We start from the raw sequence: 16,435 nt of genomic DNA, 5'->3' as shown, positions 1-16,435 counted from the left end.
ATCAACCTGAGTAACTCCTATTTACCAAATATCATACTACTTGTTTGACTCTTTATGTAAATAATAGCTAATTATTTTTATCTTCCTACATTTGTACCCATAAATTATTGTAAATGTGATTTGCAAATTAAACAAGGGTATTTACAATTATTCTTACATTTTTTTTTTATTGTTCCTTTAACTCACTATCACTTAATAATATTTCCCTAGGTTTGCTTCCATTTCTACCTGATATAATCCCTCGTTCCTCCATTTGTTCAATAATTCTTGCTGCTCTATTATACCCTATTTTTAGCTTACGTTGCAATAAGGAAGTAGATGCTTGTCCATTTTCAACTACTATTCTTATTGCTTCATTTAATAATTCATCAATATCATCATCAATACTTTTATTATTTGAACTACTCTCTATTTCATCTATTATTTCTTTTTCATAGTTTACTTCTGTCGTCTGATTCTTTATAAAATCAACAACTCGTTCAACTTCTTCTTCTGACACAAAAGCTCCTTGTATTCTAAATGGTTTAGCCTCTCCAACCGGATAAAAAAGCATATCACCTTTCCCAAGTAATTTCTCTGCACCAGAGGAATCCAAAATTGTTCTTGAATCTATTTGACTCGAAACTGCAAAAGATATTCTTGAAGGTATATTGGCTTTTATTACACCCGTAATAACGTCAACTGATGGTCTCTGCGTCGCAATTACTAAATGCATTCCTGCCGCTCTTGCCATTTGCGCAAGTCTTCCAATATATTCCTCTACATCATTAGCACAGACCGTCATTAAATCTGCTAACTCATCAATTATAATAACAATCCACGGCAATTTATTTTCAACAATGCCTTTATTTACTAATTCATTATATCCTTCTATACTTCGCACATTGTTTTCAGCAAAACTCTTGTATCTTCTTGACATTTCGTTTACAGCCCAATTTAAAGCACCTGCAGACTTTTTGGGATCTGTTACAACTGGTATTAATAGATGAGGTACCCCATTATAAATATTTAATTCGACAACTTTAGGGTCAATTAATAATAGCTTAACCTCCTCTGGAGAATACTTATAAAGTATGCTTATTATTAATGAATTTATACAAACACTTTTTCCAGAGCCTGTAGCCCCTGCTACCAGCAAATGTGGCATTTTTGTTAAATCCGAAACAACACAGTTACCGCCTATATCTTTTCCTAAACTAAAGGATAAATTTTTGTTTGAAGCTGAAAATTCATTAGATTCTATTACTTCTCTTAAGTATACTGCGCTTAACTCTTTATTTGGTACTTCAATGCCTACAGCTGCCTTACCAGGTATCGGTGCCTCGATTCTTACCCCGGAAGAAGCTAAATTCAGTGCAATATCATCTGCTAGATTTACAATTTTACTCACCTTAACACCAGCATTTGGTTGAAGTTCAAACCTTGTCACTGAGGGTCCTTTTGTAACTTGAATAACCTTTGCTTCAACTCCAAAGCTACTTAGTGTCTCTTGTAGCTTATTGGCACTATTAAGCAATTCTTTTTTATCGTTTTTATTCATTTTGGAAGTATTATTTTCATTTAATAAATCTACAGTGGGGTATTCATATTTATAGTTTGGCTTTGAATTTACACTATTTAATTGAATTTCTTTCTCCAACTCTTGGTTGATAGAATTATCTATATGCCTTTCTTTTAAAGTACGTGCATTGTCATTCCTAACACCACTAACAGTTTCTTCTTTATTTAATCCTTCCGCATCTGTAGCAATTTCATTTGATTTTATAAAATCGATTATTTTAATTTTATTGCTGCTAATATCTTTAATAAATTTATTTTTTTCTCCATTTGGAACTACTAATTCTTCTTGCTTATCATTATTTTCTATATATAAATCCTTACTATCATTTTTACTCGCAGTCTTTTTAATAATAAATTTATCCTTTAAATAAAAAAAGACATCATTAAGCGATACGTTTAATATTATAATAAAGCATATAACATAAATAGCAATAAAAATTATATAGCTACCCGCAGCTCCAAATAGTGTATGTAATAGTACATCAATTGAATAACTAATAATCCCACCATGTAGTACACTTTCTGAATTGTATATCTTATTTATTCCGAGCAAAAAATCTCCTTTAGTGTAATACTTATTTAAAGATAACATTTGTATAAATAATAGTGTATTTATTATAAAAAGTATTATTCCACAAAACTTCTTACTAAAATTTATCTTACCTTTCTTAACGATTTTGCAAATACCAATAAATACTATAAGGAACGGCGAAAGATATGCACCCACTCCTAATATTGCAAAAAGCACATGATTAATCAGATTACCTATCATACCTGATATGGAATTAGAATTTGAACCCCTAGTTGAGAAGATACTTAATAAAATTAATATGCCTATTGTTATTAAAATAATTCCATAAATTTCACTATTAGCATCTACATTACTTGCAACTTTAGATTTAGTTTTAGTTTTTTTTCTAGCCAAAGTATCACCTCTATCCTTATTATTTCTACAAAGTTTAGAAATCTCCTCTAACTTTCAATAGATTTATAAATCAATTTTAAACTAGTTATATAAAAAAATTATTAGATTATATTTGTCATAGTAACAAATCATTAAAAATAGACATAAATAGGCTATTTTAACCTGTTTATATCTAATTTATTTTTAACCTATCATTTCGTTTAATTTTGATAATGCCTCACTAATGCCACCAACCTCATCTATTAACCCATTATCAACTGCTTGTTTTCCTATAAGTATAGTACCCATATCATTTAAAAGCTCATCAGTTTGAAGCATTAATCTATTTACCGTTTCCTTATCAATCTTAGAGGTTCTAATAATAAATTCTGTTATTCTTTCTTGCATTTTATTGAAGTATTCAAAAGTTTGAGGTACCCCTATTATTAGACCATTCATTCTTATAGGATGAATTATCATAGTTGCAGATGGGGAAATGAATGAGTACTTAGCTGCTGTTGCCAGTGGTATACCTATTGAATGGCCTCCACCTACTACAAGTGATACAGTTGGTTTGCTAAGGCTTCTAATCATCTCTGCTATTGCAAGACCCGCTTCCACATCTCCTCCTACAGTATTTAAAACTATAAGAATACCTTTTACTTTATCATCCCTCTCCATAGCAATTAGCTCTGGAATAACATGTTCATACTTAGTAGTTTTTGTTTGAGGGGACAACATCATGTGTCCTTCTATTTGACCTATAATAGACAAAACCTGAATTTTAGTATCCTGAGTTGGGATGTTAGTTGTTCCCAGTTCTTTAATATTTTCAACCTGTTCATTTACGTTTTTTTCAGTTTTCAACATTTTCATTCCTCCTAATCCATTTTATTTTGTGCATTAAGAGAAACTATATACATTTTTTATCCTAATTTAAATTCCCTGTGTAGAGCGTTAATTGCTTTTTCAACATATCCTGTTTCTACAAGGCACCATATAGTCATATTAGAATCTGCTGTTTGCAGTACTTCAACATTTTCTCTAGTTAACGCCTTAAGTATTCTCGCCATAACGCCAGGCATACCTCTCATTTTTGAACCTATAATTGAAAGTTTACTACAATCCTTCACAAATGAATAGGACATATTAAGGTCTCTTATTAAATCAGCAAATTTAGTAAAGTCTTTTTCATCAATAGTAAATATTTTTTCCTTAGGAAAAATATTTATAAGATCTATACTTATAAGATTCTCAGCTAAAATATCAAATATATCATCATAACTAGAACCTGAATTTTCACATATTTTTATTTGAATTCTATTATTCATATGCGTAATACCTGTAATTATATTTTCATAACCTTCATTTCCCAAATTACTAATTACTGTTCCATCACAATCATTCATAGTATTTTTTATTACTAATGGTATATTATACTTTCTAGATATTTCAACTGCCCTTGGGTGTATAACATTTGCTCCTTGATCTGCAAATTGAAAGATTTCATCATAACTTATTTTTTTTATTAAAGTCGCTTCAGAAACTATTCTTGGATCCGCTGTCATAATCCCATCTACATCAGTGTATATTTGAGTCTGAGAGGCCTTAAGTGCTGCCCCTAGTATTGCAGCAGTAACGTCACTCCCACCTCTCCCAATAGTCGTAACATAGGCATTTTCATCCATGCCTTGAAATCCTGCTACTACTGGGGTTTTCCCTTTTTGTAAAATATCCAATATTTTTTTTGTGTCCACATTAAGTATTGCTGCATTGTTATAATTAGAATCTGTGATTATACCTGCTTGTCCACCAGTTAAAGGCACAGCATCAATTCCACTATTATTTAGTTCGCTACACATTATTACAGTGCTTATAGTTTCACCACAACTCATTAGCAAATCTATTGCTAATGGATTTGCTACTTTGAAATTATCATCTACCAAAGATAGCAATGTGTCTGTAGCGTAAGGCTCACCTTTTCTTCCCATTGCAGATACTACTACCACAGGAAAATATCCTTGAACCTTTGCATTTAAAACTTTGTTTACTACAAGCTTCCGCTTTTCCTCTGTTGAAACAGATGTACCTCCAAACTTTTGCACTAATATCTTCATTTCTGTCCTCCAAAATTATATATGAGATTTTTTTAAAAATTCATTATCAACATCAATTATTATAGTTCTGGAACCAATTTTTTTAACATATTCCCAAGGTACTTCAATAATATCATTATTTTTTAAAAAACTAAATTTAGAGCTTCCTTCATTTATAATTAAAAATTTTAAAAGCCCATTCTCATCAATAACTACATCATTATTACCTAAATTGCTATATTTGTCACCATCATTGATATTGATAATTTCATATCTTTCCATTTCACTATACAGTTTTATATTATCTTCCATATTATCATCTCCTTAACAACTCTCATAAAATACTATGAAATCTGTTAAGGATTTATGCATAATTTCTACATTTTTATAGATAAATTTACTTATCCATAGAAATAATATTACCTTTAAAAACTTTTTTAAGCATCTCTTTTTCTTTTCCTACATATGCAGAATTTATTATACCTTTTTCAAAAGTTTTTTGCATGACAGAATTTACCCTTTCCATGTCTATTTCATTGATTTTTCGCAATACGTCTTCTGGCGTATTAATTTTGTTCATAAACATTACTGATCTCCCATTACTAAACATTCTACTGCTTGTGCTTTCAAGCCCTAGGATATAACTACCCTTTAACTGCTCTTTAGCTTTACTTAACGTTTCATTGTCAATTCCGAGTTTAGCGAATTTACTAACCTCTTCTTTTATTGCATTAATAGCAACTTCCACGTTCATTGGACTGAGTCCCGCATAAACGCTTACAACTCCTGTGTTTTTAAACGTAGATATATAACAGTAGATTGAATAGCACAAACCTAGCTCTTCACGGATTTTTTGGAATAGCCTTGAGGATGCTCCTCCGCCTAATATATTGCTTAGTAAGATTAACGTGTATGTATCATCATTTCCAAGACCTACACCAGGTATTCCAAGACTCACATGGAATTGCTCAATATCTTTTTTTCTGAAATAATGTTGATTTAATATTTCAGGGCTACTATATTTAGTAATATTTTTGTCTTTACAACGCCATTTACCAAAATACTTTTCAACAAGACTTTCTATCATTTTCATGTCAAATTTACCTGAAATAGATATTACTGAGTTTTCGGGTATATAATGCGAGTCAATATAATCTGCTATCATTTTTCTACTAAAAGATTTTACAGTATCAATCGTTCCTAAAATCGGTAACGAAATAGAATCTGCACCCCAGATTGCTTTTGTGTGTAAATCTGCTAAAACATCTTCTGGCGAATCTTCACTCATATTTATTTCTTCAACAATTACGCCTTTTTCCTTCTCAATATCATCTTCTGATAAATTACTATTGAAAATCATATCTGAAAGAATATCTAAGGATAGTTCTAAATGAGTGTCTAATGCTTTTATATAAAAACATGTAGCTTCCCTACCTGTAAAGGCATTTATTTGACCACCAACATCTTCAATCGCTTCAGCAATTTGTTTTGCAGTTCTATCACACGTTCCTTTAAAGAGCATATGCTCAATAAAATGTGATATCCCACTGCTAGTTATATTTTCATTTCTTGACCCATTTTCTACCCATAAGCCTACACTAACCGAATTTACATACTCAATATTTTCCACTACAACTCTTAACCCATTATTTAACTTAAACAAATTATACATATGCGCCTCTCCTTAATGAGAATTTATATTTACTATGTGCATATTAAGGCAATATTATTAAAAAAAATAAAAAGGCATCTAAGCCCTTCTATTATTATTCTTTATCTTTGTTTTCATTTTCATTTTCGCTATCTTTCATAGCATCTCTTCTCGAAAGATTTACTCTTCCTTGATTATCTATTTCCATTACTTTTACTAATATTTCATCACCAACTGAAACTATATCTTCTACTTTATTTACTCTTGTAAAATCAAGTTTAGAAATATGCACTAGGCCTTCTTTATTAGGAAGTATTTCAACAAAAGCTCCAAAAGCAGCAATTTTTGTTACTTTTCCTAAATATATTTCTCCTACTTTAACAGATTTAGTTAGTTCTTCGATAATTTTTACTGCTTTATTGGCACTAACGCTGTCGCTCGACATAATTACAATTTGTCCATCGTCATTAGTATCTATTTTAACGCCGGTTTCTGCTATAATTTTCTTTATAGTTGCTCCGCCTTTACCTATTACGTCCCTAATCTTGTCTGGTGCTACATTTAGCACATACATTCTAGGAGCATAAAGTGACATTTCACTTCTTGGTTGCGGTATACATTCGTTCATTTTTTCTATTATATGAAGTCTAGCTTTTTTTGCATCTATAATTGCAGTTTTAATGCAATAATTAGATAATCCATGAAGCTTTGTATCAACTTGTATAGCTGTAATACCTTTAACAGTTCCAGCTACTTTAAAGTCCATATCTCCAAAGAAATCTTCTATGCCTTGAATATCCGTTAATACTTTTTCTTTAGATAAGTCAGCGTTTGTAATTAGCCCCATTGCGATACCCGCAGCAGGTCTTTTAATAGGAACCCCTGCATCTAATAGTGCTAAAATACTTGCACTTACACTAGCTTGAGATGTTGAACCATTAGAACTTAATACTTCTGACACTACACGAATAGCATATGGGAATTCTTCTATAGATGGTAAAAGTGGTTCTACTGCTTTTTCTGCTAGTGCTCCATGACCAATTTCACGTCTTCCAGGTCCACGCATTGGCTTAGTTTCTCCTACGCTATAGGCTGGAAAATTGTAATGATGCATATATCTTTTAGTATCTTCAGTACTTATTCCATCTAGTATCTGGGCTTCTTTTAATGCTCCGAGTGTTGCAACTCCCATTACTTGAGTAAGTCCTCTTGTAAATAAACCAGTACCATGAGTTCTTGGAAGTATTCCTACTTCACAACTTATTTGTCTAACTTCATCAAAAGCTCTTCCATCTGGTCTTCTATTTTCATTTAACATCATATTTCTAACTATTTCTTTTTGAATATTATAGAAAACTTCACCGATATCTGATTTTTTATCTGCGTATTTTTCATTAAATTCAACACTTATTTTTTCTTTAATTTCGTCCACTTTTTTGTTTCTCTCATCTTTATCCATTATGTACATTGCTGTTTTTGTCATATCAACTGAAAATTCTCTTACTTCACTTTCGAGAGTTTCATCTATTTTATTTAATAAAGGTATAACTTTTTTCTTTCCAAACTTAGCTACAGCTTCTTCTTGGAAAGCTACAATTTTTTTACATGCTTCAAAAGCAAAGTCAATTGCATCTATCATTACATCTTCAGGTATTTCGTCTCCATTTGCTTCTATCATTGTTACATTATCTTTTGTTGCACAAACTGTAAGTTTCATAGAACTAGCACTTCGCTCTTCTACAGTAGGACTCAATATAAATTTACCATTAATTAAACCCACTGAAACAGTTGCAACAGCATCCGTATAAGGTATACTTGATAAACATAATGCCAGTGACGCTCCGTTCATAGCAAGTATCTCAGGTGAATTATCTTGTTCAACTGACATTACTGTACAAACAATTTGGACATCATTTTTATAGCCTTTAGGGAATAATGGTCTTAATGGCCTATCAATACCTCTTGCTGTTAAAATTGCTCTTTCTGATGGTCTTGCTTCCCTCTTTATGAATCCCCCTGGAATTTTACCAACAGCATAAAGTCTTTCTTCATATTCTACACTTAGTGGGAAGAAATCAATACCATCCCTTGGTTTTTCTGATGCATTTGCATTAATTAAAACTACTGTTTCTCCATAACTCATGACTATTGCACAGTTTGATAGCATTCCAACTTTACCATATTCAACTTTAAGATTTCTGCCTGCTACAGTAGTTTCTATAATATGAATCATATATTTGCCTCCCTTCAATTTGCACTAATATTATTAGCTAATTGTATATATTTCCCCTAATCTAAAATAATAGAGCGGCTAAGCCGCTCTGAATTATTTTCTTAGTCCGAGTTCTGCAAGAATTGCACGATATCTTTCGATATCTTGGTTCTTTAAGTAACCGATCATACCTTTTCTTTGTCCAACCATCATTAATAGACCTCTTCTTGAATGGTGATCTTTTTTATGGATTTTCAAATGTTCATTTAACTCTTGAATTCTTTCAGTAAGTAGTGCGATTTGCACTTCTGGAGAACCTGTATCTCCTTCATGTCTTGCATGTTTTAACATTACTTCTTGTTTTTTAGCTTTTTGCATTTTACAACACCTCCGAATATAATCCCCATATTCCAAGTACACCGTTGGTGATTCGGTGAACTTAGCATAAGGTTCAAATCAATTATAACAAACTAAGATTAAATTGTAAATTAATTTTTACATCTTAGCACTTATTTTTCTATTTTTTGATTTATTGCATATTCCTTATCCTTTAAAAGTTGCTTTTTTAATTCATCAATAGAATTAAATTTAACTTCATCTCTTATTCTGTTTATAAAATAAATTTTAACTATTTCATTATAAATTTTTTTATCAAAGTTCAAAATATGCGTTTCTACTGATAGCTTGCCACCTTCTACAGTAGGATTGTAACCTATGTTGGTTATAGCTCTGTAAAAGTTATTATCATACTCCGCTAAAGTATAGTACACCCCTCCCTTAGGAATGATATACTCTTTATTGTAATTTAAATTTACAGTTGGAAACCCAATAGTTCTCCCAAATTGTTTTCCCTTAATTACTTTCCCACTAATAGTGTGTGGTCGTCCTAAAAGCTCATCTGCTTTAGTGATATTACCCTCCGCTATTAGATGGCGTATTTTTGAACTACTTACAATTTCATGGTTAATACTAACGGCTTCACAAACATATAGTTTATATCCTAAAATACTACTATATGTTTTAAGCATTTCTACATCACCTAAATTTTTATATCCAAATCTATAATTAAAACCAACAACTATTCCCTTTGCATTATAAAACTTCACCATATTTTTTATGAACTCTTCCGGAGTTATCTTCATAAAATCTTTATTAAAATTAACTAAGTTAACAATATCAATACCAGTGTTTTTTAACAAATTTATTTTGGTGTCATTATCCATTATCAACTTTGGACAAATTTCCTTGTTAATAACAGACAATGGATGATTTTTAAAGGTACAAATCATACTTTTAGCATTATTTTCTTTTGCTAATACTACTGTTCTATTTACAAGAGACATATGCCCTAAATGGATGCCGTCAAAACTTCCTAAAGCAATGTACGTTGGTTCTTTAAGTTTTGTTTTAAAATTATCTTTTATAACTAACATTTTAATATACTCCTATATAAATGATTTTATTAGCTTAACACTATCATTACTTCTATGTGCAATTCCAACAAAGTCATTATCTTTATTATATATATTATATATTATATCAACTTCAAATTTGCGAGTTAGTGCTCTATCTTTTACTACAACACCATTTAATAAGAATTTAACAAATCTATCTTCTATGGTAATTTTACTATTGTTTTGAAAAATCTTTTCTATAGGCATAACATGTTTGTTTATGTTTTCCTCGTTTAAATCTTCAATATTTATAGCATCTTCAATATGAAATGGCCCTGTAGCAATTCTTTGTAAATTCCACATCATACCACCGCATTTTAATAATTGCCCAATATCATAACATAGACTTCTAATATATGTACCCTTAGAGCATTTAACCCTAAACTTTACGTAAGGTGTTTTAATATCAATAATATCTATATCATAAATTACTAAAGTCCTTGCTTCTCTCTCTATTTCTATTCCAGACCTTGCCAATTCATAAAGTTTTTTCCCATTAACCTTTAGAGCTGAGTACATAGGAGGAATTTGTTTTATTTCACCTATAAATGAATTAATAGCGCGAATAATTTCTTGTTCGGTTGCATTAACTTCACTTTCACTAAGAATCTTACCTTCTCTATCATATGTATCTGTAATAACTCCCAACTTTAATTCAGCTTCATAAATTTTAAAGTCACCCATTATATAGTCAATAGCCTTCGTTGCTTTTCCTATACAAACAGGTAAAACCCCGCTAGCCTCAGGATCTAGAGTGCCAGCGTGGCCTACTTTTTTTACATTGCTGATTTTTCTTATTTTACGTACTACATCAAAAGAAGTAATTCCGGTAGGTTTAAATACATTTAATATACCGTTCATTTCATCAACTCTTTTTCTAAAATTTCTATTAATTTAACTTTAATATCATCAAAATTTGCTTCTGCATAAAAACCTGAAGCTCTAATATGACCTCCACCACTAAAACCTTCTGCAATTTTACTAACATCTACTAAAGACTTAGATCTTAAACTTACTTTAACACCATTCTCAGCTTCTTTTATAAGAATAGTAACTTCAACGGTATCTATTGAATCACCAAAAGTAATAACATCTGATGTATCCGAGGACGCCAAATTGAATTTTCCAAGTACATTTTTAGATATATGCATAATACAGACTTTACCATTGAGTTCTACTGTCATATCACTAATAATTTCTCCATAAAATTTTATCTTTTCAAATTTCTTATTTTCAAAAATTTTTCTATGGATGTTACTGAAATCTATACCTGTATTTATAAGTTCACCAGCGATACCATGAGTTACTGCTGTGGTATTCGAATGTCTAAAGCAGCCTGTATCTGTAATTAAGGAAGTATACAAACATGTAGCTATTCCTTTGTCTAATTCTACATGGAGAAGTCTAAGAACTTCGTATGCAATTTCTCCCACTGCAGAAGATTTTGTATCGACAAAATTTAAATCTCCATATAAATCATTAGATAAATGATGATCTATATTTATTAATTCAAACTTTTTGTTTTGCATACATAAATTAGCATTAATTCTTTTAAAATCACCACAATCTAACACTATTACACATTCCGTATCCTTTAACGGCTGACTTGTTTCACCATTAATTTCATCAGAGCAAGGCAAAAATAAAAAAGTTTGCGGAATAACTTCTTTTGAAATTATATATACTTCCTTGTTTAATTTTCTAAGACCAATAAGCAGCGCTAATGCGCTACCAATTGAATCACCATCTGGTGAAGTATGAAAAGTTATAGCAATTTTTTTGAATAACTTAATTCTGGTAACAATATCATTAATCTTCATTGTTATCTTTTTCGTTGCCATCTTCCTCATTTATATCTTCATCATTCTTAGTTTTTTCTTTTATTTGATTAAAAATGCCTTCTAAATGTATTGCACGTTCTATAGTTTCATCTACCTCTATAATAACCTGAGGAACATGTCTTAACTTAACATGACTCCCTATTTCTTTTCTAATGAGACTAGTTGAACTTTTAAGTGCTTGAAGTGTTTCTTTCTTAGCATTTTTGTCACCAAATATACTAACATAAATTTTTGTATAGCTTAGGTCTTTTGTTGTGTCTACTTTTGTTACACTTACCATAGCACTTAATCTTGGATCCTTTATTTTGTTTTGAATTGTATTGCTTACATCTTTTTTAATTTCTTCATTTATTCTACCATTTCTATAACTAACCATACAATTCACTACTCCTTATACTTATATTAATTTTGGTTTTACTTCTTCCATTATGAATGCTTCAATAATGTCGCCTTCTTTAATATCATTGAATTTTTCTACACTTAATCCACATTCAAATCCAGCAGCGACCTCTTTTGCATCATCTTTAAATCTTTTTAAGGAAGCTAAAGTTGATTCAGTAATTACTATTCCATTTCTAAGTACTCGTACGCTACTGTTTCTCGTGATTTTACCGTTCAATACATAAGACCCTGCTATTGTTCCTACACTTGAAACTTTATATATTTGTCTTATTTCAACTCTACCTAAGACAACTTCTTTATATACAGGATCGAGCATTCCAACCATTGCATCTTTTATATCATCAAGAGCGTCATAAATTATTCTATAGGTTTTAATTTCTACATTTTCTTTCTCACCAATTAAAGAAGCATTATTATCTGGTCTTACATTAAACCCTATAATTATTGCGTTTGAAGCTGCTGCAAGTACAACATCTGTTTCTGTAATAGCGCCAACTCCAGAATGGATAACCCTTACTTTAACATTATCAGTAGATAATTTTTCGAGAGATTGTCTTACAGCTTCTACAGATCCTTGAACATCAGCTTTAACAATTACACCAAGTTCTTTAACAGATCCTTCTTGTATTTGGCTATATAGGTTTTCCATGGAAACTCTATTACTAGATTCAAAATGTTCTTCTCTTAAATTTGTTTTTCTAGTTTCTGCCATATTTCTTGCAGTTTTCTCATCTTTAACTACATTAAATCTATCTCCAGCTGCTGGAACTTCAGATAATCCAAGTATTTCTACTGGTATAGAAGGTCCTGCTGTCTTTATTTTGTTACCCTTATCATCAAACATTGCTCTTATTCTTCCATAAGTTGAACCAACAATTATAGAATCTCCAGCTTTTAGTGTACCATTTTGCACGAGTAAAGTAGCAAGTGGTCCGCGACCTTTGTCAAGTTTAGCTTCTACTACAGTTCCTTTTGCAAGTCTACTAGGGTTTGCTTTTAGCTCTAACATTTCTGCTGTAATCACTACCATTTCAAGCAAAGTATCTATACCCTCTTTAGTATGAGCTGATACTGGAACACAAATTGTGTCTCCGCCCCAATCTTCTGCTACAAGTCCATGTTCTGTTAATTCTTGCTTAACTTTATCAACATTAGCTCCTGGCCTATCTATCTTGTTTATAGCTACTATCATTGGTACCTTAGCCGCTTTACAGTGATTTATAGCTTCTTCAGTTTGTGGCATAATACCATCATCTGCAGCTACAACAAGTATAACTATATCAGTTATTTGGGCACCTCTTGCTCTCATTGCTGTGAAAGCTTCGTGACCAGGTGTATCTAAAAATGTAATTTTTTCACCATTAATATCGACAGTATATGCACCTATATGTTGTGTTATTCCGCCCGCTTCTGTTTCTGTAACTTTAGCTTTCCTAATACAGTCAAGTAGCGATGTCTTGCCGTGATCAACATGACCCATAACTGTAACAACTGCTGGTTTTTTGTCTGTATCTATTTCAACTTCAACATTTCCGAAGTCTTCTTCATCAGCAATTTTTCCTTCTTCTTCATCTTTTAGTACAGCAAGTGCACCATATTTTTCTATTACTTTTTCAGCTGTAGCGAAATCAATTTCTTGATTCATCCCAGCCATAACACCTATAAAAATAAGTTGTTTTATTACTTCTACATAAGGTCTCTTTAACGTATCAGCTAAGTCTTTAACTGTAATAGTACTTTTGATTACTACAACTTCATCATCTATTGCTTCAACCGCATTGTTTCCGCTTCCTAATTCATCTCTACCTTTTCTACCTCTTTTTCTAATAACAACTTTATTAGCATCTTCATTAGCTAAGTTTTCATAGTGTTCCACTGTTTCATTTTTATTATCCTTAAGTCCTGAATTTTCATCACTATAAAGTTCCTTTATTAACTCAGCATCTTCTTCCTCAATCACACTCATATGATTTTTGGCCTTTATACTAAACTCTTCTAATAGTACATTAATTAATTCTTTACTTGACACTTCTAACTCTTTTGCTAATTCATATATTCTGACTTTTGCCAAATCATTCACCCCCGAAATTTAATTTATTCATCATTTTCATTCCATAAGCTTAATAGCTTATTACTCATTTTTTTGTCATTTACGCACAAAACATTGATTTCTGCTCTACCTAAGCACTTGCCTAAAGTCTCATTGGATATTCCTTCTATAAGAGGTATAACCCTTTTGATAGCTAATCTTCTAAATTTATCTTTAGTATTGGTAGCGCTCTCCTCTGACAAAATTATGAGGGTCCCTCTCCCGTGTGATAGTGCATCTTCACATTGATTGTACCCTTCAATAAGTTTGCCTGCCTTTTTAGTTAAACCCAAAAATTGAAAAAATTTATTGTTCATGATTTACCTCATCCTCGTAATTTATCTTATCCCTTAGTTTACCATAAATTTCTTCACTTATTTTTCCACCTAAGTTTCGCTCTAATCTTTTTGTTTTAAAAGATTTTTCAAAGCATTCCATATTCTTACAAACATATGCGCCTCTACCTGGTTTTTTTCCTGTTAAGTCTATAGAAATTTCGCCTTCTTTGCTATGAACTATGCGTAATAATTCTTTTTTGCATTTCATTTCCATACAACCTGTGCACATGCGCTGAGGTATTTTTTTCACTTTCATAAAGCTATCACCTACTCTTCAGTAATGGTTTCAATTACTTTATTTTCATTTTCAATAACTTGAATATCTTCAATATCTTCAATATCTTCCATGTTATATTGGGCTTGTGTTCTACTTTTTATGTCAATTTTCCAACCTGTTAATCTCGCTGCCAATCTAACATTTTGACCTTCTTTTCCAATAGCTAATGATAATTGATTATCTTCCACTATAACTTTTGCAGATTTAGAAACTTCTTCAACTACTACATTCAATACTTTTGCAGGGCTTAGCGCATTTGAAATGTACTCTTCAGATTTCTTACTCCATTTAATAATATCAATTTTTTCATTTCTTAATTCATTAACTATATTTTGAACTCTGATACCTTTTGGCCCAACACAAGCTCCCATAGCATCAACATTCTCATCGTTTGAATATACCGCAATCTTAGTTCTTGATCCTGCTTCTCTTGAAATACTTTTTATTTCAACCACTCCACCAAAAACTTCTGGCACCTCTAATTCAAATAATCGTTTTACAAGACCTGGATGCGTTCTTGATACTCCTACTTGAGCACCTTTAGTAGTATTTTTAACTTCAACAATATATAGTTTCAACTTTTCATTAAAATTATATTCCTCGCCAGGCATTTGTTCATTAGCTCCAAGCACAGCTTCAATTTTACCTAAATCTATAAATACATTTCCTCTATCTTTCCTTATAACACTTCCTGTAATAATATCAAATTCTTTGGTTATAAATTCATTGTAAATTATATTTCTTTCAGCCTCTTTAATTCTTTGAATAACCACTTGTTTTGCAGCTTGTGCAGCTATTCTTCCAAATTTTCTTGGAGTAACTTCAATATCAACAGTATCATCAATTTGATATTTAGGGCTATATTCTTTAGCTCCTTCTAGTGATATTTCATTGGCATCCTCAAATACTTCTTCTACAACTGTTTTTTGACCATAAATATGTATTTCACCTGTTTCTCTATTCATTGACACTTTTACACTTTGGTTACTATTAGATAGAGTAGCAAAATTCTTCTTATATGCTGCAACTAATGCATCCTCAATAGTTTCAAAAAGTAAATCTTCACTGATTCCCTTTTGTTCTACAATTTCTCTCAATGCTTCAATAAATTCCTGATTCATTTTAACTTCCTCCTTACAGCACCGGTTTCAAACTCACAATGGAAATCTTTTCTTTCGGAATAGATATATTATTCCCATCATATTCAATTTCTATTTGCACATCCGAAAATCCTAATAAATTGCCTTCAATTTTTTTTGTTCCCTCATATAGACTATTTAAATTAATTAATACGTTTTGGCCTATATATTTTTTCAGATGATTGTCATCATATAAAATTCTCTCAATTCCTGGAGAGGAGACTTCTAAACAGTAACTATCAGTTATTAGATCTTCTACATCTAATATTTCACTTACAGCTCTACTTGTTTTTTCACAATCTTCTAACGATATCCCATTAGAACTATCTATATAAATCCTCAAGAAATTTTCTCCTGATTCTTTTACATACTCCAAATAATATAATTCGCAATTATTTTTTTCTGCTATTGGTTGAATTATTTTTCTAAGTTTTTGCAACAAGGCATTTTTCATTTTAACACCCTCCTTTTA

General features: G+C 31.1%; 16 protein-coding genes. All 16 read right to left on the bottom strand.

Features of this window, described 5'->3' with window-relative positions:
- Positions 1–166: 166 nt before the first annotated feature.
- Positions 167–2,485: a DNA translocase FtsK gene (locus KTC92_RS01940; protein WP_220285887.1), complete on the bottom strand. Its 2,319-nt coding sequence runs from the start codon at positions 2,483–2,485 to the stop codon at positions 167–169.
- A 183-nt stretch (positions 2,486–2,668) separates the two neighbouring features.
- Positions 2,669–3,334, bottom strand: coding sequence for an ATP-dependent Clp protease proteolytic subunit (locus KTC92_RS01935; RefSeq protein ID WP_258280654.1), 666 nt, complete (start codon positions 3,332–3,334; stop codon positions 2,669–2,671).
- A gap of 56 nt (positions 3,335–3,390) precedes the next feature.
- Complete coding sequence (gene dapG, locus KTC92_RS01930; protein ID WP_216303075.1) at positions 3,391–4,581, bottom strand: aspartate kinase; 1,191 nt, start codon at positions 4,579–4,581, stop codon at positions 3,391–3,393.
- A 15-nt stretch (positions 4,582–4,596) separates the two neighbouring features.
- Positions 4,597–4,872 carry a YlmC/YmxH family sporulation protein gene (locus KTC92_RS01925; protein WP_165412185.1) on the bottom strand — a complete coding sequence of 92 codons (276 nt, stop codon included), beginning with the start codon at positions 4,870–4,872 and terminating at the stop codon, positions 4,597–4,599.
- Between the two features lie 85 nt (positions 4,873–4,957).
- Positions 4,958–6,232 carry a pitrilysin family protein gene (locus tag KTC92_RS01920; RefSeq protein WP_216303076.1) on the bottom strand — a complete coding sequence of 425 codons (1,275 nt, stop codon included), beginning with the start codon at positions 6,230–6,232 and terminating at the stop codon, positions 4,958–4,960.
- Between the two features lie 94 nt (positions 6,233–6,326).
- The gene (locus KTC92_RS01915; protein ID WP_220285889.1) at positions 6,327–8,444 is read right to left on the bottom strand and encodes a polyribonucleotide nucleotidyltransferase; all 2,118 of its coding nucleotides are present in this window, start codon (positions 8,442–8,444) and stop codon (positions 6,327–6,329) included.
- A gap of 93 nt (positions 8,445–8,537) precedes the next feature.
- Positions 8,538–8,801, bottom strand: a complete 264-nt coding sequence (gene rpsO, locus KTC92_RS01910; protein WP_165412182.1) for a 30S ribosomal protein S15 — start codon at positions 8,799–8,801, stop codon at positions 8,538–8,540.
- 131 nt (positions 8,802–8,932) lie between these two features.
- A complete protein-coding gene (locus tag KTC92_RS01905) occupies positions 8,933–9,856 on the bottom strand; it encodes a bifunctional riboflavin kinase/FAD synthetase (RefSeq protein WP_220285890.1) in 924 nt (307 codons plus the stop codon).
- A 12-nt stretch (positions 9,857–9,868) separates the two neighbouring features.
- Entirely contained in the window at positions 9,869–10,738 is an 870-nt protein-coding gene (gene truB, locus KTC92_RS01900) for a tRNA pseudouridine(55) synthase TruB (RefSeq protein WP_220285891.1), read from the bottom strand.
- Positions 10,735–11,697: a bifunctional oligoribonuclease/PAP phosphatase NrnA gene (locus KTC92_RS01895; protein ID WP_220286021.1), complete on the bottom strand. Its 963-nt coding sequence runs from the start codon at positions 11,695–11,697 to the stop codon at positions 10,735–10,737. The genes truB and KTC92_RS01895 overlap by 4 nt, the downstream gene beginning before the upstream one ends.
- Positions 11,687–12,094 carry a 30S ribosome-binding factor RbfA gene (gene rbfA, locus KTC92_RS01890; RefSeq protein ID WP_216303080.1) on the bottom strand — a complete coding sequence of 136 codons (408 nt, stop codon included), beginning with the start codon at positions 12,092–12,094 and terminating at the stop codon, positions 11,687–11,689. Before rbfA ends, KTC92_RS01895 begins: the two co-directional genes overlap by 11 nt.
- Before the next feature lie 21 nt (positions 12,095–12,115).
- The gene (infB, locus tag KTC92_RS01885) at positions 12,116–14,191 is read right to left on the bottom strand and encodes a translation initiation factor IF-2 (protein ID WP_216303082.1); all 2,076 of its coding nucleotides are present in this window, start codon (positions 14,189–14,191) and stop codon (positions 12,116–12,118) included.
- A 23-nt stretch (positions 14,192–14,214) separates the two neighbouring features.
- Positions 14,215–14,529, bottom strand: coding sequence for a ribosomal L7Ae/L30e/S12e/Gadd45 family protein (locus KTC92_RS01880; protein WP_187351404.1), 315 nt, complete (start codon positions 14,527–14,529; stop codon positions 14,215–14,217).
- Entirely contained in the window at positions 14,516–14,803 is a 288-nt protein-coding gene (rnpM, locus tag KTC92_RS01875) for an RNase P modulator RnpM (RefSeq protein ID WP_216303083.1), read from the bottom strand. Before rnpM ends, KTC92_RS01880 begins: the two co-directional genes overlap by 14 nt.
- Before the next feature lie 11 nt (positions 14,804–14,814).
- Positions 14,815–15,945 (bottom strand): transcription termination factor NusA, encoded by a 1,131-nt coding sequence (gene nusA, locus KTC92_RS01870; RefSeq protein ID WP_220285892.1) that lies wholly within the window; start codon positions 15,943–15,945, stop codon positions 14,815–14,817.
- 13 nt (positions 15,946–15,958) lie between these two features.
- Positions 15,959–16,417 carry a ribosome maturation factor RimP gene (gene rimP, locus KTC92_RS01865; protein ID WP_216303085.1) on the bottom strand — a complete coding sequence of 153 codons (459 nt, stop codon included), beginning with the start codon at positions 16,415–16,417 and terminating at the stop codon, positions 15,959–15,961.
- Positions 16,418–16,435: the final 18 nt, after the last annotated feature.

This window comes from Clostridium sp. CM027 (assembly GCF_024730565.1).
Classification (GTDB): domain Bacteria; phylum Bacillota; class Clostridia; order Clostridiales; family Clostridiaceae; genus Clostridium_AD; species Clostridium_AD estertheticum_B.
Note: the sequence above shows the minus strand (reverse complement) of the source record. Positions and strands in the feature narration are given on the sequence as shown.